At 49.8% G+C, this 26,086-nt stretch carries 26 protein-coding genes; 12 read left to right on the top strand and 14 right to left on the bottom strand.

Annotation, left to right across the window (positions count from 1 at the left end; all coding sequences use genetic code 11):
* A partial coding sequence (locus tag J6J34_RS12410) for an IS3 family transposase (protein ID WP_301899116.1) occupies nt 1–95 on the top strand: 95 nt, incomplete at its 5' end.
* 70 nt (nt 96–165) lie between these two features.
* Here the strand turns inward: J6J34_RS12410 and J6J34_RS12405 are convergent.
* Together J6J34_RS12405 and udk are read right to left on the bottom strand one after the other, a co-directional pair.
* Nucleotides 166–1,410, bottom strand: a complete 1,245-nt coding sequence (locus tag J6J34_RS12405) for a NupC/NupG family nucleoside CNT transporter (RefSeq protein WP_301899115.1) — start codon at nt 1,408–1,410, stop codon at nt 166–168.
* Between the two features lie 26 nt (nt 1,411–1,436).
* Entirely contained in the window at nt 1,437–2,084 is a 648-nt protein-coding gene (gene udk / locus J6J34_RS12400) for a uridine kinase (RefSeq protein WP_301774144.1), read from the bottom strand.
* A 162-nt stretch (nt 2,085–2,246) separates the two neighbouring features.
* Between udk and J6J34_RS12395 the strand changes: the two genes are divergently transcribed.
* The 4 genes from J6J34_RS12395 to J6J34_RS12380 all read left to right on the top strand — a co-directional run bounded on the left by J6J34_RS12395 (nt 2,247) and on the right by J6J34_RS12380 (nt 8,757).
* Nucleotides 2,247–5,036, top strand: a complete 2,790-nt coding sequence (locus tag J6J34_RS12395; RefSeq protein ID WP_301899114.1) for a M16 family metallopeptidase — start codon at nt 2,247–2,249, stop codon at nt 5,034–5,036.
* A 126-nt stretch (nt 5,037–5,162) separates the two neighbouring features.
* On the top strand, nt 5,163–6,287 hold the full coding sequence (locus J6J34_RS12390; protein ID WP_301720679.1) for an S-(hydroxymethyl)glutathione dehydrogenase/class III alcohol dehydrogenase: 1,125 nt from the start codon (nt 5,163–5,165) through the stop codon (nt 6,285–6,287).
* A gap of 12 nt (nt 6,288–6,299) precedes the next feature.
* Complete coding sequence (gene fghA, locus J6J34_RS12385; RefSeq protein ID WP_301834146.1) at nt 6,300–7,148, top strand: S-formylglutathione hydrolase; 849 nt, start codon at nt 6,300–6,302, stop codon at nt 7,146–7,148.
* A gap of 88 nt (nt 7,149–7,236) precedes the next feature.
* Nucleotides 7,237–8,757, top strand: a complete 1,521-nt coding sequence (locus J6J34_RS12380) for a putative bifunctional diguanylate cyclase/phosphodiesterase (RefSeq protein WP_301836089.1) — start codon at nt 7,237–7,239, stop codon at nt 8,755–8,757.
* Here the strand turns inward: J6J34_RS12380 and J6J34_RS12375 are convergent.
* Nucleotides 8,732–9,655: a sensor domain-containing diguanylate cyclase gene (locus J6J34_RS12375; protein WP_301720682.1), complete on the bottom strand. Its 924-nt coding sequence runs from the start codon at nt 9,653–9,655 to the stop codon at nt 8,732–8,734. The two genes, J6J34_RS12380 and J6J34_RS12375, sit on opposite strands and share 26 nt — an antisense overlap.
* 57 nt (nt 9,656–9,712) lie before the next feature.
* Between J6J34_RS12375 and J6J34_RS12370 the strand changes: the two genes are divergently transcribed.
* Nucleotides 9,713–12,607 carry a ligand-binding sensor domain-containing diguanylate cyclase gene (locus J6J34_RS12370; RefSeq protein ID WP_301899113.1) on the top strand — a complete coding sequence of 965 codons (2,895 nt, stop codon included), beginning with the start codon at nt 9,713–9,715 and terminating at the stop codon, nt 12,605–12,607.
* A 12-nt stretch (nt 12,608–12,619) separates the two neighbouring features.
* Here J6J34_RS12370 and J6J34_RS12365 read toward each other — a convergent pair whose 3' ends face one another.
* Nucleotides 12,620–13,063: a SixA phosphatase family protein gene (locus tag J6J34_RS12365; protein WP_301720685.1), complete on the bottom strand. Its 444-nt coding sequence runs from the start codon at nt 13,061–13,063 to the stop codon at nt 12,620–12,622.
* Between the two features lie 158 nt (nt 13,064–13,221).
* Here J6J34_RS12365 and J6J34_RS12360 point away from each other — a divergent pair, with 158 nt between their 5' ends.
* Complete coding sequence (locus J6J34_RS12360) at nt 13,222–13,473, top strand: hypothetical protein (protein ID WP_301720687.1); 252 nt, start codon at nt 13,222–13,224, stop codon at nt 13,471–13,473.
* Between the two features lie 88 nt (nt 13,474–13,561).
* Here the strand turns inward: J6J34_RS12360 and J6J34_RS12355 are convergent, their stop codons facing one another.
* The 3 genes from J6J34_RS12355 to J6J34_RS12345 all read right to left on the bottom strand — a co-directional run bounded on the left by J6J34_RS12355 (nt 13,562) and on the right by J6J34_RS12345 (nt 14,854).
* Nucleotides 13,562–13,954 (bottom strand): thiol-disulfide oxidoreductase DCC family protein, encoded by a 393-nt coding sequence (locus J6J34_RS12355; RefSeq protein ID WP_301834141.1) that lies wholly within the window; start codon nt 13,952–13,954, stop codon nt 13,562–13,564.
* Between the two features lie 64 nt (nt 13,955–14,018).
* A complete protein-coding gene (locus J6J34_RS12350) occupies nt 14,019–14,147 on the bottom strand; it encodes a DUF3149 domain-containing protein (RefSeq protein WP_301720689.1) in 129 nt (42 codons plus the stop codon).
* 11 nt (nt 14,148–14,158) lie between these two features.
* A complete protein-coding gene (locus J6J34_RS12345; protein ID WP_301899112.1) occupies nt 14,159–14,854 on the bottom strand; it encodes an OmpW/AlkL family protein in 696 nt (231 codons plus the stop codon).
* 182 nt (nt 14,855–15,036) lie between these two features.
* On the opposite strand from J6J34_RS12345, the gene J6J34_RS12340 reads away from it, so the two are divergent.
* Nucleotides 15,037–15,531 carry a DUF4199 domain-containing protein gene (locus J6J34_RS12340; protein ID WP_301720691.1) on the top strand — a complete coding sequence of 165 codons (495 nt, stop codon included), beginning with the start codon at nt 15,037–15,039 and terminating at the stop codon, nt 15,529–15,531.
* A 30-nt stretch (nt 15,532–15,561) separates the two neighbouring features.
* Here the strand turns inward: J6J34_RS12340 and J6J34_RS12335 are convergent, their stop codons facing one another.
* Nucleotides 15,562–15,747 (bottom strand): hypothetical protein, encoded by a 186-nt coding sequence (locus J6J34_RS12335; protein ID WP_301899111.1) that lies wholly within the window; start codon nt 15,745–15,747, stop codon nt 15,562–15,564.
* A 121-nt stretch (nt 15,748–15,868) separates the two neighbouring features.
* Between J6J34_RS12335 and J6J34_RS12330 the strand changes: the two genes are divergently transcribed.
* On the top strand, nt 15,869–16,768 hold the full coding sequence (locus J6J34_RS12330) for a LysR family transcriptional regulator (protein ID WP_301720694.1): 900 nt from the start codon (nt 15,869–15,871) through the stop codon (nt 16,766–16,768).
* A gap of 1 nt (nt 16,769) precedes the next feature.
* On the opposite strand, the gene J6J34_RS12325 is transcribed toward J6J34_RS12330, so the two are convergent.
* The 3 genes from J6J34_RS12325 to J6J34_RS12530 form a co-directional block, all read right to left on the bottom strand.
* Nucleotides 16,770–18,212 (bottom strand): amidohydrolase family protein, encoded by a 1,443-nt coding sequence (locus J6J34_RS12325; protein WP_301836086.1) that lies wholly within the window; start codon nt 18,210–18,212, stop codon nt 16,770–16,772.
* 99 nt (nt 18,213–18,311) lie between these two features.
* Nucleotides 18,312–18,686 carry a DUF6768 family protein gene (locus J6J34_RS12320; RefSeq protein WP_301836084.1) on the bottom strand — a complete coding sequence of 125 codons (375 nt, stop codon included), beginning with the start codon at nt 18,684–18,686 and terminating at the stop codon, nt 18,312–18,314.
* A gap of 12 nt (nt 18,687–18,698) precedes the next feature.
* Complete coding sequence (locus tag J6J34_RS12530) at nt 18,699–18,956, bottom strand: sigma factor-like helix-turn-helix DNA-binding protein (protein ID WP_418055219.1); 258 nt, start codon at nt 18,954–18,956, stop codon at nt 18,699–18,701.
* A gap of 24 nt (nt 18,957–18,980) precedes the next feature.
* Between J6J34_RS12530 and J6J34_RS12315 the strand changes: the two genes are divergently transcribed.
* Nucleotides 18,981–19,919 carry an ATP-grasp domain-containing protein gene (locus J6J34_RS12315; RefSeq protein WP_301899110.1) on the top strand — a complete coding sequence of 313 codons (939 nt, stop codon included), beginning with the start codon at nt 18,981–18,983 and terminating at the stop codon, nt 19,917–19,919.
* A 7-nt stretch (nt 19,920–19,926) separates the two neighbouring features.
* Here J6J34_RS12315 and J6J34_RS12310 read toward each other — a convergent pair whose 3' ends face one another.
* Both J6J34_RS12310 and J6J34_RS12305 read right to left on the bottom strand, forming a co-directional pair.
* Nucleotides 19,927–21,282 (bottom strand): diguanylate cyclase domain-containing protein, encoded by a 1,356-nt coding sequence (locus tag J6J34_RS12310; protein WP_301899109.1) that lies wholly within the window; start codon nt 21,280–21,282, stop codon nt 19,927–19,929.
* Nucleotides 21,283–21,439: 157 nt separating this feature from the next.
* Complete coding sequence (locus tag J6J34_RS12305) at nt 21,440–22,459, bottom strand: zinc-dependent alcohol dehydrogenase family protein (RefSeq protein ID WP_301899108.1); 1,020 nt, start codon at nt 22,457–22,459, stop codon at nt 21,440–21,442.
* Nucleotides 22,460–22,648: 189 nt separating this feature from the next.
* Between J6J34_RS12305 and J6J34_RS12300 the strand changes: the two genes are divergently transcribed.
* Nucleotides 22,649–23,701: an NAD(P)-dependent alcohol dehydrogenase gene (locus tag J6J34_RS12300; RefSeq protein ID WP_301899107.1), complete on the top strand. Its 1,053-nt coding sequence runs from the start codon at nt 22,649–22,651 to the stop codon at nt 23,699–23,701.
* Nucleotides 23,702–23,735: 34 nt separating this feature from the next.
* The gene (locus J6J34_RS12295) at nt 23,736–24,563 is read left to right on the top strand and encodes a MipA/OmpV family protein (protein ID WP_301899106.1); all 828 of its coding nucleotides are present in this window, start codon (nt 23,736–23,738) and stop codon (nt 24,561–24,563) included.
* 259 nt (nt 24,564–24,822) lie between these two features.
* On the opposite strand, the gene J6J34_RS12290 is transcribed toward J6J34_RS12295, so the two are convergent.
* The gene (locus J6J34_RS12290; protein ID WP_301899105.1) at nt 24,823–25,662 is read right to left on the bottom strand and encodes a hypothetical protein; all 840 of its coding nucleotides are present in this window, start codon (nt 25,660–25,662) and stop codon (nt 24,823–24,825) included.
* Between the last annotated feature and the right edge of the window lie 424 nt (nt 25,663–26,086).

Below are 26,086 nucleotides of genomic sequence, written 5' to 3'. Positions count from 1 at the left end.
AATACATCGATTATTACAACACCAAACGTATTAAGCTCAAACTAAAAGGCCTGAGTCCGATTGAATATCGAACCCAGACCTTGGAAGCCGCTTAGAAATGAGTCCAACTTTATGGGGTCACTTCAATCCCAGCTATGGGGCTTTTTAGTAGTAAACCAAATTTACTTAAGAGATGCTAAAGAAAAAGCCCGCGATGGCGGCGCTCATCATGTTCGCCAGAGTTGCCGCGAGCAACGCACGCATACCGAGTCGGGCGATGTCGTGGCGGCGACTTGGTGCCATACCACCGAGGCCACCAAGCAGAATAGCAATCGATGAAAAGTTAGCGAAGCCACACAACACGAAGGTAATAATCACCTGACTGTGCGCACTAAGCTGGTCTTTGTAATTGACAAAGTCGAGGTAGGCAACAAACTCGTTGATGACCAGCTTCTGGCCAATGAAACTACCTGCCAGCTGGGCTTCGTCCCAGCTTACGCCAAGTACGTAAGCAATCGGCTGGAATACATAACCAAAGAGTTCCTGTAAGGATAAGTCGGGATAGCCAAACCAACTGCCGACCCAACCAAAAATTCCGTTGATTAGCGCGATTAATGCAACGAAGGCAATCAGCATGGCACCAACGTTGATGGCCAGTTGCACACCACTGGAAGCACCGGCCGCGGCCGCATCAATAACGTTGACCGCACGGTCTTCGATTTCAATATCACCGGCTTTCTGGGCATCTGTGCCGTCAATAATATTTTCGATATCTTCGCGCGGCTTATCCAGCTCTGGCATGATCATTTTCGCCATCATCAGACCCGCCGGAGCAGCCATGAAGCTGGCTGCGATCAAGTATTTTAGTTCCACCCCGACGCCAGCGTAACCTGCCAGCACTGAGCCCGATACCGAGCACATACCACCGACCATGACGGCAAATAGCTCTGAGCGCGTCATGCTGCGAATAAATGGACGTACCATCATCGGTGCTTCGGTCTGACCAACAAAGATATTAGCCGCTGCCGACATAGATTCGGGACGGCTGCTACCGATGATTTTATGCAGTGAACCACCGAGGATCTTGATGATCCACTTCATGATGCCAAGGTAGTAGAGTACGGAAATTAATGACGAGAAAAAGACAATGACGCTTAACACCTGAATGGCGAATACGAAACCAAAGTCAGCGGACGCCAGGCCACCAAACATAAAATCGATGCCAGCACCGGTGAAGGCAATAATCTTCGCCACCCCAGAGGCGACGGCAAAAAGCACGTCCTGCCCAAAGGGCACGTATAGAACAAAAGCACCAAGGGCAACTTGAATGGCAAACGCACCGCCTACTGTGCGCCAGCGAATATTTTTTCGGCTATTGGAAAAAATAAAAGCGATAAGGAACAATATGGCGATGCCGAGAAAACTATTCATAGATTAGACCGTGTTGTTGTTAGTTCTTATTCCGCCAATAACTGACGGATTTTCGATTTTATAAGGTCAATGGCAATCTCATTCTGACCGCCGCGAGTCACCACTAAATCAGCAAACTGTTTTGATGGCAAAATAAATTCAAAAAATGCAGGGCGAACCGTTTCCTCATACTGCTCGGCGACGGACTGGATGGTGCGGCCCCGCTCTTCTACATCCCGGGTAACGCGTCGTAACAAACACACATCAAGTGGCGTGTCCATAAACACCGAGATATCGAATAACTTACGCAAATGTGGATCGTGGAGCAACAAGATCCCTTCAACCATGATGACACGGCCAGGCTGAATTTTGATGGTTTCTTCGGTGCGGGTGTGTGTTTTATAGCTGTACTGCGGCATCTCCACCGGCTCACCTGTGCGCAACTGTTCCAGGTGTTCCACTAACAACTCATGCTCGAAAGCTGATGGATGGTCGTAGTTCGTCAGTTGGCGTTGCTCGAACGTCAGATGACTTTGATCGCGGTAGTAAGCATCTTCTGCGAGGATAGCGATACCCTTACCGCCGAGTTCGGCAACCAGTTCTTGATAAACAGTTGATGCAAATAAGCTTTTACCTGACGCTGAGGCACCAGCGATGGCTATAATGGTTGTTTGTCCCACACTAAAATTCTTCATTTGCCTGATAACAGCCGGCAATTATCCTTGATCCACTGGGTAATTGGAAGCGTTGTAACCGATTGACCAATCTTGTTACATTTTTCTGCCTTTCACAAAGTTACAACAACCGGTCACTGAAGTATTATCGAAACGTTAAAACACTAAAAACGGAAGATAGCTATGCGATTATCCAAAACATTGACGGCCATGGCCGTTGCTACAGTTCTACTTGGCGGTTGCCAGGCAACCGCACAACAAGCGTCAGCGAATAATGCTGTCACCGCGCAGCAACAACAGAATTTGCCTGATGTTGATATCAGCTACGAAACTTTTACCCTGGATAACGGCTTAACCGTTGTCGTGCATGAAGACCGTAAAGCCCCCATCGTTGCCGTCAACGTCTGGTATGGCGTTGGCTCAAAAGATGAAAGCGAAGGCCAGACCGGTTTCGCCCATTTGTTCGAACACTTAATGTTTAACGGTACCGAAAACTACGACGACGAGTACTTCGGTCCGTTTGAACGTGCCGGTGCAACCGACATGAACGGGACCACCAACAGTGACCGTACTAACTATTTCCAGAACGTTCCTACTCCGGCATTAGACATGGCGCTGTGGATGGAATCCGACCGTATGGGCCACTTGCTTGGCGCAGTAACCCAGGAAAAGCTTGATGAGCAGCGCGGCGTTGTACAAAACGAAAAACGTCAGGGCGAAGCGCAGCCGTATGGCCGTGTGTTCGGTTTCCTGGCCGAACAAACCTTCCCTGAAGGTCACCCCTACTCCTGGTCAGTGATCGGTTCAATGGAAGATTTAAATGCAGCGTCACTGGATGACGTGCACCAATGGTTTAACGACTACTACGGCGCAGCCAATGCGGTCGTGGTATTGGCCGGTGACATTGACGTTGAAACTGCCAAGCAGAAAATGAATAAGTACTTTGGTGATATCGAAGCCGGTAAACCACTGAAGAAACTCAACAGCTGGGTGGCCAAGCGCGAAGGCACCAAGCGTGCAACCATGGAAGACAATGTTCCTGCTGCACGTCTTTACAAGTTGTGGAACACGGCCGAAATGGGTACTGCTGACTCCGATTACCTCGGTTTATTAGTAGATATTCTTGCCAGTGGTAAGAACTCACGTCTGTACCAGCGTCTAGTTTATGATGAGCAAATTGCGAGCATGGTCTCAGGCTTTAACTACGAGCGTGTGCTGGCAGGTCAGTTCTTTATCATTGCCGATGCCAAACCTGGCGTCGACATGGATCGTATCGAAGCGATCATTGATGAAGAAGTTGCGAAAATCATTGCAGAAGGCCCCACCGCAGAAGAACTGGAACGTACTAAGTTCAGTACTGTTGCTGGCTTCGTACGCGGCGCAGAACGTATTGGTGGTTTTGGCGGTAAATCAGACATTCTGGCTGCCGGTGAAGTTTACCACGGTGACCCGGGCTACTATGAGCAATCAATGGAGCACCTGAAAGCAGCAACTCCTGCAAAAGTGCAAGCGGCTGCAGAGCGCTGGTTAAGTGATGGTGCCTTTGTCCTCAACGTAGTTCCACAACCTAACTACACCACCATTGCAGCCCAAGCGGATCGCTCAGAACTGCCAGAAGTTGGTGAATTGCCACAACTGGAGCTGCCGGAACTGACCACCTTTACCCTGTCCAATGGTTTAGAAGTTGCGTTAGCCGAGCGCCATGACGTACCTACGGTACAAATGCGTCTGGTGATCGACAGCGGCTACGCCTCAGATTTTGGTGGCAAAGTCGGTACGGCCAGCTACACCATGAGCATGTTACGTGAAGGTACGACCTCGCGTGATAGCCTGGAACTAAGCAAAGAGCTTGAGTCATTAGGTACCAACCTGTACGCCAGTGCCAGCCTTGATAATTCAACGGTAAGCATGGATACCCTGGTCACCAGCCTGGTGCCAAGCCTGGACATCATGGCCGACGTGTTGATGAACCCAGCGTTCTCAGAAGAAGAAATCGAGCGCAAGCGTGGTCTCTGGATTGAAAGTATCAAGAAAGAGAAAGCACAGCCTACCTCGCAAGCCTTCCGCGTACTGCCGCAGCTGATTTTCGGTGATAATCACGCCTACAGCGTGCCATTCACCGGATCTGGCACTGAAGCATCGATCAACTCACTTACTCGTGCTGACCTGGTTGAGCATGCTGAAACCTGGTTACGTCCGGACATTTCACGGTTAGTGATCGTTGGCGCCACCACCGAAGCTGAAATTAAGCCATTGCTTGAACAGTACCTCGGTGAATGGACTAGCCCTGCTACTGCCGCTCCAGAGAAGCAATTCACTGCAGTTGAGCCGCAGCAAGAAGCGCGCGTGTACCTCATCGATCAACCAGGTACCCCGCAGTCAACTATCATTGCTGGCCATTTAGCGCCTTCAAGCAATGCTGATAACGCGGAAGCCATTGACGTAATGAACACCATCCTTGGTGGTAGTTTCACCAGTCGTCTGAACATGAACCTGCGCGAAGACAAAGGTTGGTCTTACGGTGCGCGTTCAAGTTGGTATGCAGCTGATGAAGCAGGCATGATGCTGGCAACGGCTCCGGTTCAAACCGACAAAACCAAAGAATCGATTCAGGAAATCCTGAAAGAATTCGAAGGTTACTTAGGTGGGAATCCGGCAACTGATGAAGAACTTGAGAAAGTCATCTCGAACAAAACGGCGAAGCTTCCAGGTGCATACGAAACCAAAGCAGCATTGCTTGGTTCTATCGTCAACACCCTGGAAAAAGGCAAGGACATGACCTGGCTAGAAAATTACGGCCAGCGCATTCGCTCACTTGAAGTCGAAACGATTCGTGGCACTGCAGACGACGTCTTACGTCCTAACGCATTAACCTGGGTGATCATCGGCGACCTGAGTCTGATTGAAGACGAAGTGCGCTCACTCAACCTTGGTACTGTGACTAAGCTGGACAGCAACGGAAATCCGCTGTAAATCCAACTTTTTATTCTGCCTTCAAGCCGCTCTTCGGAGCGGCTTTTTTTTTGTTCTTTTTGGTATCAAACTTCGTAGGGTGTACCATAACCACACGACGTATAAACAAACTAAAAGGATGACATCATGGAAATGATTAAAACTCGAGCAGCTGTCGCTTGGGCTCCAGGCGAACCTCTGAGTATTGAAGAAGTCGACCTGATGCCGCCACAAAAAGGTGAAGTTCTGGTTCGCATTGTTGCCACGGGCGTATGTCATACGGATGCCTATACTCTGTCAGGGGCCGATCCTGAGGGTATTTTCCCTGCGATCCTGGGCCACGAAGGTGGCGGCATTGTCGAAGCTGTCGGTGAAGGCGTAACCTCCGTAGAAGTGGGGGATCATGTTATCCCGCTTTACACCCCAGAATGTGGCGAGTGTAAATTCTGCAAGTCGGGCAAAACCAATTTATGCCAGGCCATCCGCAGTACTCAGGGTCGGGGCTTAATGCCAGACGGCACCACGCGTTTCTCGAAGAACGGCAAGCCTATTTACCATTACATGGGCACCTCCACCTTTGCAGAACGCACCGTGGTTCCAGAGATCGCTCTGGCGAAAGTCAGTAAAGAAGCTCCGCTGGAAGAAGTTTGCCTGCTCGGCTGTGGCGTCACCACCGGCATGGGCGCAGTGAAGAACACTGCCAACGTGCAAGAAGGCGATACCGTCGCTGTCTTTGGCTTAGGCGGCATTGGCCTGTCGGTCATTATTGGTGCGGTCATGGCAAAAGCCAGTCGTATCATTGCTATCGATATTAACGAGAGCAAATTCGACATCGCCCGTCAGCTGGGCGCCACCGACTGCGTCAATCCGCAGGATCACGAAAAGCCGATTCAGGAAGTCATTGTCGAAATGACCGATGGCGGCGTAGATTTCTCGTTTGAGTGTATTGGCAACGTCAAAGTCATGCGTTCCGCGCTCGAGTGCTGCCACAAAGGTTGGGGCGAGTCGGTCATTATCGGTGTCGCCGGTGCCGGCGAAGAGATATCCACCCGCCCCTTCCAGTTGGTCACCGGTCGCGTCTGGCGCGGCAGTGCCTTTGGCGGCGTCAAAGGTCGCAGCCAGTTACCTGACTATGTACAGCGCTATCTTGATGGTGAGTTTAAGCTCAGTACCTTTATCACCCACACCATGGGGCTTGAGGATATCAATAAAGCATTTGAGCTCATGCACGAAGGTAAATCCATTCGTTCGGTGATTCACTTCGATAACTAAGCGAGGCTGACCATGACACCAGCAAACTTAAAGTTAGTAAGCAGTGTACGTTGCTTCAACGGCGAGCAGCGCCGCTATGAACACGTTTCCCAAACGCTGAACTGCACCATGCAGTTCAGCGTCTACCTGCCGCCGCAAGCGCTGCGCAAAGATCGGGTTGCCTCGGTACTGTGGCTGTCTGGGCTGACCTGCAACGATGAAAACTTTAGCAGCAAAGCCGGTGCACAACGGGTTGCCGCGCAGCTCGGCCTGGCGCTGATCATTCCCGATACCAGCCCGCGCGGTGAACAGGTCGCTGATGATGATGCCTATGATTTCGGCAAAGGTGCCGGTTTCTACGTCAATGCGACTCAGCAGCCCTGGGCCAAGCACTACCAGATGTATGACTACATCAGCAAAGAGTTACTTAACCTGGTGACAGACGCTCTGCCGCTGAATGGTCAGATGAGTATTAGCGGCCACTCCATGGGGGGTCACGGCGCTTTGGTCATGGCACTGCGCGAAACCGGGCGTTTTGCCAGCGTCTCCGCCTTTGCCCCCATTGCGCACCCCACGGAGTGCCCATGGGGTCATAAAGCCTTCACAGGGTACCTCGGCTCAGACCGTGAGCTTTGGCGCGAATACGACGCCGTGGAACTTATCCGTGATGGCAAGAAATGCCCGCCATTACTGGTCGATCAAGGCGGTGCTGATAACTTCCTAGCCGAGCAGCTTAACTTCACCACCTTACAGGAAGCCGCAGAAAAACATGACCTGATAGCCCAGTTACGACTGCAGGAAGGTTATGATCATAGCTACTATTTCATTGCGAGCTTTATCGAGGACCATTTGAATTTCCATAAAACGTATTTAAAAAGTTAAATAATTGGTAATTTCTGTACTCCTTGCTATGGTTTAACTAAGTAGCTTCACGACTGAGGAGTTATTGAGCAAAGGAGTACAGACAGTTATGTCACCGCGCCGTGTCGCTGCGTTCATAGCAATTTGTTATTTAGTACTGGGTTTAGTTTGGATTCGATTCTCGGACCAGATTTTGCTCGCGTTTGCCGCAGACTCCAACTTACTCACCGAATTCCAGACACTTAAGGGCTGGGCGTACGTTATCTTAACCGCCGGTATCCTTTATTGGCTGTCAAAATCGGCGCTTGAGCGCGAGCGTAACTTATCTGAGCGGGATAGTCTGACACGGCTGCTGAACCGACATATGTTTGGGCGCGAGCTTGCCAGCGAAATCGAGTTCGCTGATGACAACGACCAGAGTCTGGCCCTCGTGGTTCTCAATATTGACGGTTTCAAGCAACTCAACAGTACGGCAGGCAGTGACGTCGGCGACCGTTTTTTACAGAGCGTTGCCTCACTATTACGGGATCACTTCAAGCAACGTGTTTTACTGAGCCGTTTTGGTGCTGATGAATTTGCGATAGCAATGCCTGTCACCGCCTGGCCTGATCAGGTTCTGCCGCAGGTGCAACATCTGCAACAGTTGATCCAGACCATTAGCATCCCCGAATTACCCGGTTCAGCGCTGTCCGCTTGCTTTGGCCTTGCCCGCTTCCCTACCGATGCAAAAACCAGCGAAGCGCTCATCGATTGCGCGCTGACCGCGCTTGAAGAAGCGAAATCAATGGGCAGTAACCGGCTACGGGTTTATAAGACAGAATACGGTGAGCATGCCTCTAAGCGCACTAAGTTGCTGTTTGACCTGAAAGCTGCCATCGCCAATAAGAAACTTAGCGTGGTTTACCAGCCGCAATTCCGACTCGATGACCACAGTATCAGTGGCGTTGAGGTCTTAGCGCGCTGGCATCACCCGGAAAAGGGGCTCATTCCACCCGACGTATTTATTCCCCTGGCAGAAAAACACGGTCTTATCTGTGAAATTACGGACTTTATTATGCAGACCGCAATCAGCGAGCTGCTGCAAGCAGAATTACTTTATCGGCCAATTCCACGGGTTTCATTTAACGTCTCGGCTGCAGACTTCAATACCAATCAAAGCTCGCAGCGTTTTTTACACAATCTGGCGGAGTTACCTAAGGATGACTGGTCAGTGGTTGAACTAGAACTCACCGAAACCTCAGCATTATTAAATCTGGAAGGCGTGAAGAATGTGCTTCAGGTACTACGTGAGCGTGGCGTGCAGGTGTCTTTGGATGATTTTGGCACAGGTTACTCATCACTCAGCACCTTGCGTCTGCTACCGATACAGGAGCTTAAGATTGACCAAAGCTTCGTCCGTGATATCGCCAGCAATGCGCATGACGCACGGTTAGTCAAAACCATTTTAGCTATGGCAAAAGCATTACAACTTCGAGTGGTCGCCGAAGGTGTGGAAAGTCAGCAGCAGGCACGTTATTTAGCTAATGAAGGCTGCCAGGAAGTACAAGGCTATCTGTATGCTAAGCCTATGTCACTGCAAGCTTTAAAGTCCTTTGCTTCGAATATCAAAGCGTCAGCTGCGCAGCGGTGATCTGATTTTTGCCCGAGCGTTTGCCTTGATACATTGCGGCATCCGCGACTCGCAAAATAGCTTCGACGGTACATTCCCCTCGCACAGCCAAATCAGCATCAGCGCAGTGGCAAATACCAATAGACACACTCAGTTCCCAGTCATTTTCAGCACTGACTTTAAGAACCTGCTCGCGCGCGCGCTCCAGAATCACCAGACTATCCTCTAAGCTGGCTCCCGGATGAATGCTCGCAAACTCATCGCCACCAATCCGAGCCACAAAATCAGTGCCTCGCGTAGCTACGCAAATGCCATTGGCAATAGCTTGCAGAGCTCTGTCGCCGGTATCGTGACCAAGGGTGTCATTCAAGCGTTTAAAATTGTCCAGATCAATCAAGGCAACACTGAATGTATGATGGCCAAGTTTCAGCTCTTCAATATCCGCGGCCAGCTCCTGGTAAAACGCCCGGCGATTACCAACACCGGTTAAAAAATCCGTGAGCGCTTGTTGCCGTTCAAGCTCGAGCTGACGCCGAATTTTCTCTTCTGTTTCACGGTTCTGGCTTGCATCGCGAATAAAGGCAATGGCGAATGACTCACTTTTTACGGTAACGTGGCTGAGCATGATATCAACGTGAAAGGTATCACCGTTTTTGCGCTGGCCTAAAAAACGAAAGCCGCGACCCATAGGTCGGTTCTTTTGCGAATTAAAAAACTGTCCAACATGGGATTTGTGTTGCGCCCGGATACCTTCGGGAAGTAAGTTATCTAATTGCGAACCTAGCAGCTCATTGTGTGGATACTGGAACATTGACGCGGCCAGCTGATTGACCAAAACAATAATGCCCTGTTGATTGACAACAAGAGCCGCGTCAGGAATGATTTCAATAAGTTCGCTGAGGTCGCGTTCGTCTTTCATTGCTTATAATTCATGCCGATTGTACCGATAGCCTAAGCTTAACGGAACTTGATACTAATGCCCATAGCGTACCGACAAGTAATTACCCTGGTGTTGGCAATTTTTACGGTCTGCACCGTTAACGGAACTGAACTTGATGCCCCTCCGCTGGGGGATCGGGCACTGCGTGTTTGGTCCACTAACGACGGGCTACCTCACAACTCAGTCAATCACATCACCCAGGACAGCCAGGGCTACCTTTGGATCGCCAGCTGGGAAGGTCCGGTGCGTTTTAACGGCCGCAATTTTGAATTATTTGCAGAAGAAACAGGCCTGCCCGACCCAGGCTCGCTATACGTTGCCGAGAACCCTTTTACGAAACAAATGATCTCGACCGGCACCCGTGGCGGTGTGAGTTATTACCAAAGCTCCCCCACCGGCGGCTATTGGACGCCCCAGCCGCGTGTCTTTGACCGTGTTGATTACGCTCTCTTTGTGTCTATAGATTGCACCTGGTACGCAACCGTCAACACTGGTGTTGTCCGCGAGTGCGGTGATACCCGCACCCAGTACGACAAAACCCAAGGCTTGCCCAGCGCTAAAATACTTGAGTTGGAGCAGGACCAACGCGGACGTATCTGGGCTGGAACAGATGCGGGTGTAGCCTATTTCGATGCGCAGCTTAATCGCTTCAGAACTCTCGAACAACTTCCTCAAGGCTACAGTTTTGGCATCGTTGCCGCCCAGGACGGGGCGATTTATATCAGTATTGGTCGCGCCATTTTTGTCGTCGACCCCGATGACTTAAGTGTTACAGCGTGGCCGGCTCAGTATCCAAGTACCATCACCGAGCTCTATCAGGCACCCGAGGGTAGTTTCTGGGTTGGCACGCACGAGCACGGCATCTCCACGCTGACACCCTCATCGCCGCAAATGGTCACAATCGCGGAGGGCCTGCCGAATAATCACATTCTCAGTATCTTCATGGATAGTGAGAGTACACTTTGGGTAGGCACCCATCGCGGGTTAGTGCAATTTCGCAAGGCCCAGTTCCATAGCCATCATGGCGAAACTGGTCTAGGTTACGACTACGTCAGAGCGCTAACTGAAGCTCCTGACGGCAGTGTACTGGTCGGTGGTCTGGGCGGCATAAAACGCATCAAAGATGAAGCCGTGTTACCTCTCGATACCAGCAGTAACGTGCGCTCGGAAAGTATCCTCAGTTTCGCGTATGACCGTGACCAGCGGCTTTATATCGGCACTTATACCAACGGACTATATGTGCTGGAAAACGGCAGGGAAATCGCACACTACAATGAGAACAGCGGCTTTCCAGGTAACGATATTCGTGGCTTACTCATTTCCGGTGACGGTTATCTTTACGCAGCGACGTCTGTTGGAGTCCTGAAGAGTCGTATGAATGACGATGGGACCCTGGCTACACCTAGCTATTTTGGTGTCGATGACGGGCTGCCAGATGAAGTAATTTATGCCCTCCACCAGACGCGCAGTGGTGAGATACTTATTGGCAGTATGCGCGGCCTATCTAAACTTTCCAATGGCAAAATTGAACCCATTGACGTGAGTTCAGTCAGTAACGCTGAGTTTATTTTTGGTTTCTATGAGGATGAAGCGCGTATTTACATCACCTCCGACCGGGGCTTGTTGGTTTACACCAAAAAGCTGGACAGGTGGCAGGTTTTCGACGCAGACAATGGACTACCGACGATTAAGTATTTTGATGTCATCCGTGATCACAAAGGTGACCTTTGGCTTGCTTCAGGACGAGGCTTAATTTATGTGGCGGCCCAGGACTTTGACTTTGCTATAAATGATGATAACCCTGCGACCCCCCTGCCCCATACGTTTTATCAACACCATCATGGCCTGGCCAGTGCCCAAATCAATACCGGTGGACCGCCAATGCTGGTCACCAAAGACGGAGAACTCTGGGTGGCAACTTCGCGGGGTGCAGGCCATTACAGTCCCGCACAAAGCAAGGCGATTCGACAGACGCCGCCACAACCAGTGATCGAAAAGGTCACTATTGACGGCCATGCCATTTCGGAAAACACCTATCTTGAGCCTGACAGTGGCCGTATCGAATTTCAGTTTGTCGGCTTGGGTTATCAATACTCGGAAAGCATCCTTTACCGTATGCAACTCGCGGGCTATGACGAGGACTGGGTCAAGCCAACAGGCTCTCAGCTCATTGCCTCATACACAGAGTTACCTCCGGGGGCCTTTATTTTTCAGGTTCAGGCAGCTTACCCCAATGGCGAATGGAGTGATTCAGCAACTTTCACTGTGCACAAGCTGCCTACGCTCTGGCAGCGACCGAGCATCTGGGTGGCGTTGGCTTTAGCGTCATTACTGCTAGTTTGGCTGGCGTTTCAACTGCGTATTTATACGGTTACCCGCAGTAAAGAGCGGTTACAGCAGCTGGTGCGTGAGCAGACCGAGACGTTACAGCAACTGGCACATCAGGACAGTCTGACCACACTTGCCAATCGCAGAGCTTTCGATGAGCTATTGCGGCAAAAGGTTGCACAACATGGTGGGAAACAACCTTTGGCATTAATTTTAATGGACTTGGATCACTTTAAAGAGGTAAACGATCGTTATTTGCATACCACCGGTGATCAGGTTCTCAAGCGCGTGGCCAGGCTTATCCGTGATTCAGCACCCGAAAGTGACATGATCGCGCGCTGGGGCGGAGAAGAGTTTGCCATCTTACTTTCTGGTGCACAAACAGCAAACCTGATGCCCATTTGCGAGCGCATCCGTACCACGTTGATGAACGCCGACCTCCACGACCTGGTCAGTAATCTTTCTGTAACTGGTAGTTTTGGTGGTGCAACCTACCATCCGGGTGAAACCGCAGCTAGCTTGATAAGGCGCGCGGATAAAGCCCTTTATCGCGCCAAACATAATGGCCGCAACCGGATTGAGATTGCCCATCAGGAAGAGTGAGCAAAGCCACGCTCACTCTTTTTCTTCGATCATTGGGATCATCAGACGATGCAAGCGGGGCTGCCCGTCCCGAAAATGAAGTAAAAACACATCGCCGTATTCCTTTTCAGTCATGCTTTCAACCTCCACACCGAGGGCGCCAACGATCCCAGGTACTGTATTACTGTGCCCCACGACCAGCGCGGTTTGCTCAGCTGCCAGCAGTTTCTCTACCAGCACCTCTCCATCACCCGCCTTGTAGTTCTGCACAGCCAGATCAAAACGCTTTGCCACCGGCTGAGCGGTCTGCTCTGTGCGCTGAAATGGTGTGCTGTAGACCGCTTCAAGATCCAGTTTGCTCAGCATCTCCGCAAGTAGCTGAGCACGCTGTTTGCCCTTACTGTTTAATGCAGGGTCACTCTCGGCAACGGCTTTTTCTGCGTGCCGAACGACGACGATTGTAAAATCCTTGGCCATAACTGAACAGCTCCCTAGTAGTGCCACCATTATCAATATAATGAGTACTAAACTGCGATTCATCTTTGATCACTCTTATTTTTAATTGACACGATTTAGCCGTGCGCCTAAGGTCTTAATGTTGTTCCACTTTCTTAACAATAACAAGGACAATAACTATGGATCATCAAGGTTTCGATAGCTCAAGCACTGTCAGTGTCGGCGAGTGGATGCTGACGCTCTTGCTCACGTTTATTCCAATTGTAAACATCATCGCACTGATCATTTGGGCATTTTCAAGCGGTACTAAACCCTCTAAATCAAACTGGGCCAAGGCTACGTTATTGTGGATGCTCATCGCAATAGTACTTGGTTTTGGTATGGCAATGCTCGGTGTCGGCTTTGGTATGATGGGGATGAACAGCTACTGATAGTAGGAGTGAGTGAGTGCTCCCGCGAGCGGAGCACCCGCCGCTTAGTCTAACAATCCCTTGTTGACCCTACCTCTATACTGCGGCTTTATTCATCCAAAGAACAAGGCAGACAGCGCTCTTTACCCGTGATTAATTTGGAGAGTGCGTTTCGGTGCCTGGCAAACCCCAGATAACCTTTGTCCGCCAGCCAGCGTATACCCGGCCAGCGCAGCGGCGCAACCAGCCAGCCACGGCCGACTGCAGACCAGGCCGCATAGGTAACATCAAGTCCGTAAATCATCTTGCCGTCAGGAGTTAACCCGTGCAGTATTCGGTTGGCTTCGGTGACATCGATCGCTGGAAAGCGCACAGAGAAATTGTCAGCCCAGATACTTTCAAACTGAATCTTGCCCTGTTTATCGAGAGCCTTGAGATGGCGCATTTCGCGAACGCACAGAGGGCAGCCCCCATCGTAAAATAAAATTAATTTTGCAGACAAAGGCTGACCTCCGTTACGAACTTTCGTCACTCAGTAGTGTTTACGGAGGTCAGCAAAACTTTGATCACGCTGATTCAGACATTTTTGAGATGAAATACACCGCGTAAAAGATGCAAATACCAAGCAAAATGGCTAAACCGGTAAAGGGAAAGAAAATCACCGGATCAGTGAAAAACGCTTTTAGCAGTTGCATGATCTGCCTCCTTAAAAACGATAACGAATTCCAAGCATGGCCACAGTCGGATCAATATCCACCGCAGCAGAATCAATGGTCGTGCCGTTAATACGAACATCTGCGACCGTATCGATAGCCATACGACTGACCATCAAATGCAAGCCCCAGCGCTCGGTCATTTCGACATTTACACCAGCTTGCAGCGCATAGCCCCAGCTGTTTGAAAGTGCTAAATCCACACTGTCATTTGCTGTAACCACAGCCAGATCCGTCAACACACTTGCCAGTTCCGGGCTCACCTTTTCCTCAAAGAAAGTCGTGTAGTTAACACCTAGCCCAACAAAGGGGGCCACACGTTCGCTGCCGATGTCAAAATGGTATTGCGCCAGCAAGGTTGGCGGTAAATGTTTGGTCTCACCAATTTTTAAGCCTGCCAGGCTACCTTTGCCGTGGATTTCGTGTTTGAAAGGAGTGGCCGCGATCAGCTCCAGACTCCAGTTTTTATCCAGCTGATAATCAAAGGTGATCCCAAGCTGGGTATTATTATCAACACTCACGCCTGTGCTTCCGCTGGTCATGCCAGCGACGCTTTCAATGACAGGTAACGATGCACTATCATCATTTGGCATGACGCCAATGGCACCGACGTTCACTGAAATATCCGCGGCTGCAGGCCCTGCAAAACCTAAAACCACTAAACTACTTACTAGCAACGACTTTTTCATACAGCACTCCTTAGTTAATCTCCCTGTATTTTATAAGGTTACTCCCTGTAAACTTTGATCCTGATCAACTTTTTGCCGGCGATGATGAGAGTTTTTCTTTTCCGCTTTTTCAAACTATTATTGAGCTAGAGCCAAGTGAAAGAGTCATGCCGCATCGACTCATAAAAATAAGGAAACATACGATGCTGAAGGAATTAAAATGGGGTGTGCTTTTCTCCGGAGCCATTCTGGTGTGGTTACTGATTGAACGCCTGACTGGACTGCATGATGAGCATATTGAATATCACGCTTATTTTACCAATCTCTTTGCCGTCGTCGCAGTCGTCATCTATGTCTTGGCATTGCGTGACAAACGAGCTTCGCTGCCTAACCAGGAAATGCGCTGGATAGAAGGTTTTCTTAGCGGGGTCATCATTGCGGTGGTCGTTGCCGCGTTATCACCTTTGCTGCAAATCATTGCGCACTATCTCATTTCGCCGGACTTCTTCGCCAATATGCAGGCTTACACCATCAATGAGGGGCTAATGGAGCCAGCGGCAGCGCGCGAGTACTTTAGTCTTGAGTCCTACATCATCCAGTCTGTTATCGGCGCACTACTTATGGGGGCCGCGACTGCTGCCGTCGTGGCGTTCTTTTTACGGACCCGAGATCGAGATACCTCACGGCACAAAACCTGATTGTGCCGTGAGGCTGGACGCCTGATGCAATTAAACGGGTGCACAGCAACACTGCTGCGCCGTTGGATGGTTCACCAGCTGATTCACCAGCTCATCATAGCCATGCGGCTTAATTAACGGCTGTTTGAACTGGGCTACTTTATAATTGCCCTGGTGGACCATGGTGCCACGTGATAATGAACCTAAAGCTTTTAAAAAGTCTTTTGAGAATTTCATGTCGGTCTCCAAATAAGTGTTGGTTTGTTTAAGCAAGATAAGTATATTGTTTCCGTAGAATATGATTAGACCCGATAAGTGAAAATCATTGTTTCCTACGGGACACAATAAGGATGCCGAGATGCTTGACCGATTTGCCGACATGGCCATTTTTGCAGCGGTGATGGATACTGGAAGTTTTACTCGTGCAGCACAACAACTTGAGCTTTCTAAAAGTGCCGTCAGTAAAGCGGTGGCACGTCTTGAAACAGAACTTCAAACTAAATTACTGGTGCGTACCACGCGCAAACTTTCGCCAACAGTTGCCGGTTCAGACTTTTATCAGCACTGCCGCGAAATCGTGCAGGAAGCCGATTTGGCCTATGAGCATATCGGTGCGATGCGCACCACGCCAAGTGGTCGCGTTACTCTGACCGCTCCGGTAAATTATGGAGCGACACGAATCGCTCCCTTAATACCGCATCTCTTAGCCACCTATCCCCAATTGGACGTTGACTTGCAACTCACCAACCGGCTCGTTGATCTGGTCGGTGAAAAAGTCGATATTGCGATTCGATGCGGCGTGCTCAAAGATTCCAGTTTCTACTTTCGCCGGGTGGCTCCTTTATCGATCGTGTTAGCCGGATCAAAAGGCTATTTTGCCAGCCACGCTAAGCCCAAACACCCGCATGAACTCAGTTACAAGTTTGGCCTGCACCAGTGCATCACCGATAGTGCTAAAGCTGCGGATAAGCTGTGGCGCTTTTACGAAGATGACCAACTCATCCAGGTAACAGTTAATGGCCGCTTTGCGGTATCGGACAATCGTGCCATGCGCGCGGCACTGCTGGCTGATCTGGGGTTGGCTTATATGCCCAGCTACTCGCTAAATGAAATGATCGCTGCGGGGCAAATTGAAACTGCACTTGATGATTTTATGCCGCAACCTGTCCCGGTGCATTTACTCTACCCTGAACGAAAATACACCACGGCCGCAGTGACCGTGGTGCTTGACTACCTCCAGCAACAACTGAGTCAATAACTCAGTCGGTCACCTCTGCGTAGCTTAAATCTTCGATCTTATGCAGCTTACCGAAGCGCATCACCTGCTTGATGGAGCGATAGGCCGCGACATCGTTGCCGGGATCTTCGCTTAACACCACCAGGTCCGCGTTTTTACCCACCTCAACTGTACCCAGCGTGTGTTCCAGGCCCAAAGCCTTAGCGCCATTTTTGGTCGACATTACCAGCACATCAGCCGCTGGAATTCCGGCCGCCTGCATATTCTTCATTTCAATAAGCATTGACGGACCATGGAACATTCCCGGATTCCCTGCATCTGTACTGGTCGCAATAGTGGCCCCGGCCTCATGCAGTTTGCGCAAGTTATGTTTGACGATGTATTGCTCTTCTCCATAAAGCAAAGTGTCACGGACAAACGCTGAGGAGCTTACGTTTTTACTGTAAAACTCGGCCATTTTTTCATGTCCTTCAGTGACCAGCTGTCGCGTCCTTGGATCGATGCAATGATTTGGGTCATAAAAGTCAGGTTGTTCGCCAAGCAGAATACTGAGCGTCTGTAACGAGTTGGTATACCCGAAACTACTTGTCGGCTCATAGACCACGTCGTTCTTAACCATGGCCTGAACAAACTCCTCGTCGACAAGATCGGCAAAGACACTGTGAACCAGAACATCGGCGCCTGCTGCCACCGCAGCTTTAGCGTCAGCCAGATTGACCGTATGGGCGATAAATTGTAGGCCCTGGCGATGCGCAGCATCGGCAATCACCTGCAGCCGTTCGTAGTACTCCGCCGCACGCTCCGGAGGTAATGGGTCGAACCATACTTTTAAAGCGCTGGCACCGCTGGCTGCGACCACTGCGACACTGGCCAGCGCCTCTTCATTGGTACTCATGGGTAGGAATTCGTGCACGCCGTTGGCGACTTGGTTGTTTAATACCGTCTCGCTGACCCGGGTTTCACCGTGGGTCAACAGCTGACCAGCAGCAACAAAACGCGGGCGCTCCGGATTGGCTATGGAGCCTTCCTGCAATGAGGTGGTCCAGGGAAAACTCCCCGTATCAAACACAGCAGTCACGCCAGAGCACAAATAGCTCCGATCAAACTTCTCCGGATTTTGCTGAAGGTAAGACTGAGCCTGTTGCAGGTCGTAGGTTTCAGACAGAAATGGGTACACAGGACGTGTATCAAACCAGCCGCTGGCAGCGTAATGCACATGCCCATCGACCAGCCCCGGCGTAACATAATGCCCCTCAAGCTGAATCATTTCGGCATCCGCGGCGTAGTTACAGTCAGGGCCTACGCAACTGATCAGGCCTTGCTCGACCACAATCAGACTATTTTCCACCGGCGCCGCGCCGGTACCATCGTAAAGCGTTGCGCCTTTGAGCACCTGTTGCTGCGCATTGGCGTTCGATGACAGCAATAGGCCAAGCAGAAAGATGAGAAAACTGGATCGGTACATGCTACTCCCTCGCTTAGTTACCCAAACATAGTGTGAGTACTAAATCTAGGAAGCGAAGTCGCTTTTTGCAAATACCCCCCTCGTTACCTCCAGCTTCTCTTAGCTTAACTCTTTGGCACCCAGGCGCTGTGCCAGACGCACTTCCATGCGCCGGATCTCTTTGGCAGTGTGGGTGCGGCCGGTCTCAAAAAATATCCACGTTTTGATCGCCACCTGCGCATTAAACACCAGGATTAAGCAGACGGCCCAGAATAACTGATGCTCTGGCGCGGCGGTAAAGAACTCGTAGCCCGTCCAAAAAATAAACCCGGTTAAGATGATGGCCAGCGCATAAGCAAACACCATGACCCAACCAAGAAGCGAACTAAAACCGACCTTCAAATACCCGGTGAGGCCGGTGTCCGAGCTCATCAGCTTTTTAAGCTCCGCAGACTGCTGCTGTAGGTCCTCTTCAAACTTATCATTTGTCGACATGAGTTAGCTCTCCTATTCAGCTAAATAAAGGGTTTTCAATTTATTTCTGGCCCTGTGTAAGCGGGATTTCACCGTGCCTTCCGGCAACTCCAGTAACAACGCAATTGTGCGAATCTCAAGCTCATGTAAAAAAACAATACACCTAAATCTCAGGTTCAGCGAAATTAAATTATTTTTCAGGCGCAGCGCGTTCGCGCCTAGAACCGCATCGTCCAAGCTATAACCTTTTGGTATTGATCGGATTTTGGCAAAGGATTGTAATGACAGCATTATCCGAGCAACTGCGAGAAACAAATGAAAGACATCGTGATTATCCATGAAAATGATGAGTGGCTGGTGACGCTGCGCGAAGAGTTCCGCCAGCGTGGCGTGACCGCCATTGAATGGTTTCTCGATAACGGCAGCGTTCCCTTTAGCGAGCGCCCGGCGGATGCTGTCTATTACAACCGCATGAGTGCATCGTCGCACACGCGTGGTCACCGTTTTGCACCGGAACTGACCAAGGCAGTGCTGACCTGGCTGGAAAGCTATGAGTGCACCGTCGTGAATCGGCGGCAGGTACTGGCCCTGGAAGTTTGCAAGCTTTCGCAATACGCGGCCCTACAACGCGCCGGCCTGCAGGTGCCAAAAACTCATGCGGTGGTCGGTAAAGACGCCATTGTTGCCGCCGCGGAAGCTTTCGAGCATTGGCCACTTATTGTGAAGCCTAACCGCGGGGGTAAAGGGCTTGGCGTGCAGCGTTTCAACACGGTGTCAGAGTTAGCTCAGTACTTGCAACGCCCTGACCTAGACGAGCCCCTTGATGGTACCTGGTTGTTGCAGGAGTATATTCAGCCGCGGGAGCCCTTTATTACCCGGGCAGAATTTGTTGGCCGGCGATTTGTCTATACGGTACAGGTGAACACTGAAGATGGCTTCGAACTTTGTCCGGCAGATAATTGCTCTATCGAAGATCAGTTTTGTCCGACCGATCAACAGTCGCATAAATTTACGCTAACCCAGCGCTTTGACGAACATCCGATCCTTAGCTTGTTGGAGAATTTCCTGCATGATAACGGTATTGATGTGGCGGGAATTGAATTTATCGAAAATGCGGACGGCGAGTTGTTTGTTTACGATGTGAATACGAACACCAATTACAACCAGGCCGCAGAGCAACGCGCCAATCAGCCTAATGGGGAAACAGGAATGGGCGCCCTTGCCAATTATCTTATCGGGTTAGCACAAAGCTGAGTCTTGCTCAGCTTTGCTTTTTCTTAATACTGAGCTTGTTCTCATACATGCGCTCATCGGCCAGTTTTAACAATGTGGCTTTATCCTGGCCGCCCTCTGAGTTGCAAGCACAGCCGATGCTTAAAGATGGATAGAGGATGAGCCCGTGTGCCTGAATATGCTGGCGTTCAACCTGGGCTCTAATTTTATCGATGATCTTGTCGGCCTGCTCCTTATCTTTGCAGCGATTTAAAATCACCAAGAATTCATCGCCCCCCATGCGTGCTACTATATCGGAGGCACGCACCGCGGTCTCTAACCCTCTGGCCACCAGTTTCAACATGTCATCACCGGTGTCATGACCGTGGGTATCATTAATGGCCTTGAAGTCATTCAGATCAATCGTCAGAACACAAAACCGATTTCTGTCGTTACCTTCACTCATCAATCGGTTCAGGTAACTGAGCGCAAAGCGGCGATTGCTCAAGCCCGTTAAGAAATCTTCATTCGCTCTGTGCCGCTCAGCACGGTAGAAAATCCAAAGCATACAAACACTGCAAAAGAGCAGTATATAAATACCGATCAGACTCCAGCGTCCCAACTGCAACAGATTTTCCTGCTCCTTAGTCAGACTGTCTTTAAAGTTCGCGGCAAGCCACCATTCACCGTTAGGTACAACGACAGGCCCCTGATAGTCGGCGTTTGCAAAGGTCTCGGGAGTGCCCTCGAAAACCTCACCGTCGCGACCTTTGCCATTGCGACCGCGAATTGCAATTTCGGTATTTTCGATACGGGATAAACCTGCTGACTCCATCAGGCTCTCGTAGTCTATAACCACACTCAAAGAGCCCCAGTAATTCTCATTCGCAGGATAATCCGTAAACACCGGAACCCGCGCAATTAGCGCCCGTCCGCCCTGAACCAGCTCCAGCGGACCAGCCAGGAAAATATCTTGTGCCTGGCGTGCAGCCTGAACAGTTTCGTACTGCGAGGGGACAGTTCTGAAATCAAGACCTATGGCTTTTTCATTACCTTCCACAGGGTAGTTCTTCTCAACAATATCATTGGGTGCCATACCGACATTGCGAACATTCTCGGCCCGTTCAAGCAAGCGAATGCTAATTTCGTAAAAGTTCTCCCCGGAAGCCTGCGGATCAATATTAAACAGGGTTGCCAGGCTATCGACCAAAAACACATCACGGAACAGCGCCGATTCCAGCTTGGATTTTGCCAACAGAACCTGCGAGCGTAATTCATCATTTGCATCTTGCTGCAAGCGCTCTTTGGCCAGGTCAGCCACCCAATTAGAGAGAATCCAGACAAGAAATAATCCGGCACAGAAAAAAACGGTGATCACGGCTGCTGCACGTTTACGAATGATCAAACTGCTGTCCTTAAAAAACGATGCAAACTGTAATGTTGAGCCGCGATTACGACCGAACGCCCAACTTTCATGAAACAACAAAGGCTGGGCGAACGCAAGTAAATGGCTTAATTCATTTAGAAAGCGCTAAACAAACTATCACGGCGAAGATTTAACCTCAGAATTCCAGACAGATTTTGCCGAAATGTTTGCCGTCTTTCTCATAGCGAAAAGCATCAGCAAGTTCTTCAAAGGCAAAGGTTTTATCCACCACAGGTTTTACACCATTGGCTTCTAAAGCGCGCACCAAATCTTTCTGATACTCGCAACTGCCGACGATCAATCCCTCGAGCCGGGCCTGCTTCGCCATCAATTTTGCAGTTGGCACCTTGCCCTCGCTGCCGGTCAGCACACCAATCAGGGCAATATGCCCACCTATCGCTACAGCATCAATGGATTGCGGTAAGGTTCCGGGTCCACCAACTTCGACAACATGATCAACACCACGGCCATGGGTCAGTTTGCGTACCGTTTTGCCCCACTCCGGGTCTTCTTGGTAATTGATCAGATGATCAGCTCCCAGCTTTTTGTAGCGCTCCAGCTTTTCGTTCGAAGAGGATGTCGCAAACACCGTTGCGCCGAGACTTTTCGCCAACTGACAAGCAAACACAGAAACGCCGCCACTGCCCAGCACCAACACGGTGCTGCCCGGCTTGATGCCGCCGTCCACAACCAATGCCCGCCAGGCCGTAAGCCCTGCAGTGGTAAGGGTTGCAGATTCAGCATGACTATAATTGCGCGGTTGATGGGTAAAATAATTGGTTGGCCGCACCACCACCTCGCGCGCGTAGCCATCAATACCATCCCCCGGAGTGTTCTTGAAGTCAGCGACACGAGCAGGACCTGTTTGCCAGGTTGGGAAAAACGTCGAGACTACGTGATCCCCTACGGTGAACTCTTCCACACCCTGCCCCACAGCTTCGACGACACCGGCGCCGTCAGACATGGGAATACGTCCATCTTCTGTGTTCATGTGACCCGCAGCGACGCTGTAATCATGATAGTTAAGTGAGCTTGCTTTAATACGCACGCGCACTTCGCCGGGGCCAGGCTCGCCAGGATCATCCATCTCCGTCACCTGAATATTCTCCAGCCCGAACGGCTCTTTGAGTCGTAACGCTTTAATTTTATCAACCATAATCGTCATCCCTCGTGTTGATGGTGTGTCTCTTCTAGTTGCTTACTATTAAGTTTGGATCAAAACCGTCGGATTTAAAGGTCGCAAGCATAAATAGCCGCGCGCCGAACGATTGAGCAAATTTCAAATACCCAGCTAGACTTAATGATTATTGGCGCGAAAGCCTTTTAACTCAGTAAAGGAGAAGATATGAAAACTGTAGGATATGCAGCGCATTCCGCACAGGATGACTTAGCCCCGTTTCATTTTGAACGCCGTGACTTGCGTGACAATGATGTTGCCATTGAGATCCTTTACACCGGTATCTGTCACTCGGATCTCCACCAGCTACGCAACGACTGGGACATGAGTGAATACCCGATGGTTCCCGGCCATGAAATTGTCGGCAAAGTCATTGATGTCGGCAAAGACGTGAAAAGCTATAAAGTCGGCGACAATGTTGCGGTTGGCTGCATGGTCGACAGCTGCCAGGAATGCGATCAGTGCGAACATGGTGACGAGCAGTTCTGCCGGGAAGGTATGACGCAGACGTATAACAGCCCTGATCGTATCAACGGCAACATTACTTACGGCGGCTATTCAAAGCATATCGTAGTGCGGGAAGAGTTTGTGCTGTCCGTATCAGACCAATTAGATATGAAACGCGCCGCACCTATTCTCTGTGCCGGCATTACCACCTTTGCCCCGCTCCGCGACTTTGAAGTAGAAGAAGGCAGCAGAGTTGGCGTAATCGGTCTTGGCGGCCTCGGCCACATGGCAGTGAAGTTAGCAAAAGCAATGGGCGCTAAGGTTACCGTACTGACGCATTCAGCAGGCAAAGTCGATACAGCCAGAGAAATGGGTGCAGACGACGTGGTCCTCTCCACCGATGAAGAGACTATGGAAAATGCTGCAAACAGTCTGGATCTCATTATTAATACCGTGCCGGTTAAACACGACCTAAACCCTTACATGCCGTTACTGGATGTTGGCGGTACGCTGGTTGTGGTCGGCCAGGTCGGTCCTGTCAATGAGCTCAATACTATGCCGATGGTGTTTGGTAATCGCGGCGTTTCCGGCTCGTTGATTGGCGGTATACAGCGAACCCAGGAGGTACTCGACTTCTGCGCCGAACATGACATTCATCCGAAATGCGAAATGATTCGTATGGATCAAATCAACGATGCCCTCAAACGCCTGGAGAAAGGCGAAGTTGCGCACCGGATTGTGATTGATATGTCGACGTTAGAGGCGGACCAATAGCCACCGCCCAGTGTAAAACTTGTGAGGATTCTGCATGAAAAAATTTATCGGTTTACTGTTAGTGTTGTGCCTGAACGGGCTCACCTCTCAAGCTGCATTCGCGCAAGACGAGGAAACAGCTCTGGTACCTTTGCCCTCGCTTGACGACTTCACTCGCGGTGAGGATGGTTGGGCCTTCGGGTTAGGCTTGGGTGTTGAATATGAATCTGCCTATGAAGGCTCCGACGAATTTGGATGGGAACTCCAGCCTGCGGGCGCCGTGCAATGGCGTAGTGGCGACAATATTTTCTACTTTGCCGGTGAAGCACTAGGCTGGCGAGGTCTTCGCGCTGACACCTGGTTGTTAGAGGCCACGGTGGGCTTTGACGAAGGCCGCGAAGAGGGCGATTCCGACGACGGTCACCTGGATGGGCTCGGTGATCAAGATGAGGGTGCTGAACTCGTGCTGCAAGCGCGTCGCGCTTTCGATTCCAATTGGCGCAATTGGCTGGTGGGTCGTGTCGTGACCGGTGGTGACGGAAATCTGGGTCTGTTTGGAGTGGGCCACCGCTTCGGAGACCAAATGAACGGTACCGGTTCTGAGCTTAATTTGGTTATGGTCGTTCATGACAGCGAGTACGCCAACAAAGGTTTCGGCATCGACGCGAATCAAGCGGCTGCATCAGGCTTACCTGAGACCCACCTAAGTGGCGGATTACGCTCGATTGGAATTGATTATAATTTCCGCCATTACGTCAACAACAATTGGCAGATCTACGGCGAAGCACTCTTTGAATATTATAGTAGTGAAGTGCGCGAGAGCCCAATCGCTCGTAATAATTACGAAGCCGAAGTAGGCGTCGGATTCATTTATGTATTCTAATGAACCTGGGGCCCGGTTAAGCCACTGTGGAAGCTTTCGAATCTAAACCAAGCTATTAGCTTAAAAGACTAGTACGTCATTGAAAGCCTACAGATTTGCAAGCATAAAAAAAGCCGCTCGATGAGCGGCTTTTTATTTAGATTTGGTGGAGCTGGCGGGAGTCTTATTTTAACGACAACCCCTTGATAATAAATCATTTAATATAAAGCAGACAAGCTTTGGAATACATAATGGAATACTAAAAATCGAGCTTGATGAATCAGCTGTCTCCTCGTTCCTTATTCAGCTTTTTCTCTTGCCTCTTAGCTTTCTTTCCGAGCTGCTCACTTGACTTATTATAGTCATCGAGCTCACCTAGGTTAGTGATTTTCTGCGAATTACGATACTTTTTCACAGTACCATACATCTGCTCAATATTTTCTTCTAAGGCACCTGCGACCAGCTTAAAATTATTGCGAGTGTCCTCATCAAATTCTCTGTCAATCAGGCCATCTAGATCCTTCGCCAATGCCTGTAATGCAATACCTCGAGCTATCGCTTTCGCTGAGTACTTGTCAATGAACTCATCTAACACAAATTTCCGTATTCTCTTCAGACTTTGATTCTCTCGATTACGCTGTGTTGTATTGATGTCCTTTGCTTTCTCGAGGCGCTTCGCATATTCCTCCTGAATATGCTCTTTATGCTTTTGAATTTCATCCTCATAGTAATCACGAAAGTTATCAATACCCATTTTTATAATTGAGTCTAAGCCATCCGAAATCAAGTAACCTTTGGACACCATAAATCGATCAAATTCGCGTCGTGTGCTATGTTCGATCCAAGCCGATATAGCCACTTTATTTTGCTTTTTTTTCTTTCTATTACGCCGACTGGTTAATGCACTTTTTATTCTTTTAAATCGTTTTTCTCTTGGGTCATTATGAGCCGTGCTCTGCTCCCAAAGTTTATTACCAGTAACTAAATAAGTAACCATTGCGTTATCTAAGCCAACAGTAGATTTCAAATAATTGGATAGCCACTGCTGCTCTTCATCATTTCTTATTCCTAACGCGTGGCATAAGTCAAAAGACTCTTTCTCTATCTGTTCTTCATTCATTACGTCCACACCTTCACTTAAATAAATATAGATGCTATTTTAACACTTGTCACTTAGTGATGTCACTTCGTGATTTTTAATAAATACATATAGGTAGTTATTTAAACACATGGACCAAAGCGCGAATACAATATTAGACCGTTTGTTTCATCAAAATCCACAAGACCGAACTATATCAAGCGATAGTCAGCGGCCGTTGACGTCATACGCTAGGTTAGTGCTTTATATACTTCATTATAGGAAAGCAGACGGTCTCCCAGACGGGATACCAACTAAGAACTACTATAACGAATTCGGTGACAGGCCCCCATTATTAGAACCACTCCCTGAATGAATTGAGCTGTTCAATTTTCAATGGATGCCACGAACTGCAAGGGTGGCAGGTTATTTAAAGCCCGATGAGGTCGACTCTTGTTATAGTCAT

This window comes from Pseudidiomarina terrestris, from assembly GCF_030466405.1.
Classification (GTDB): Bacteria; Pseudomonadota; Gammaproteobacteria; order Enterobacterales; family Alteromonadaceae; genus Pseudidiomarina; species Pseudidiomarina terrestris.
Note: the sequence above shows the minus strand (reverse complement) of the source record. Positions and strands in the feature narration are given on the sequence as shown.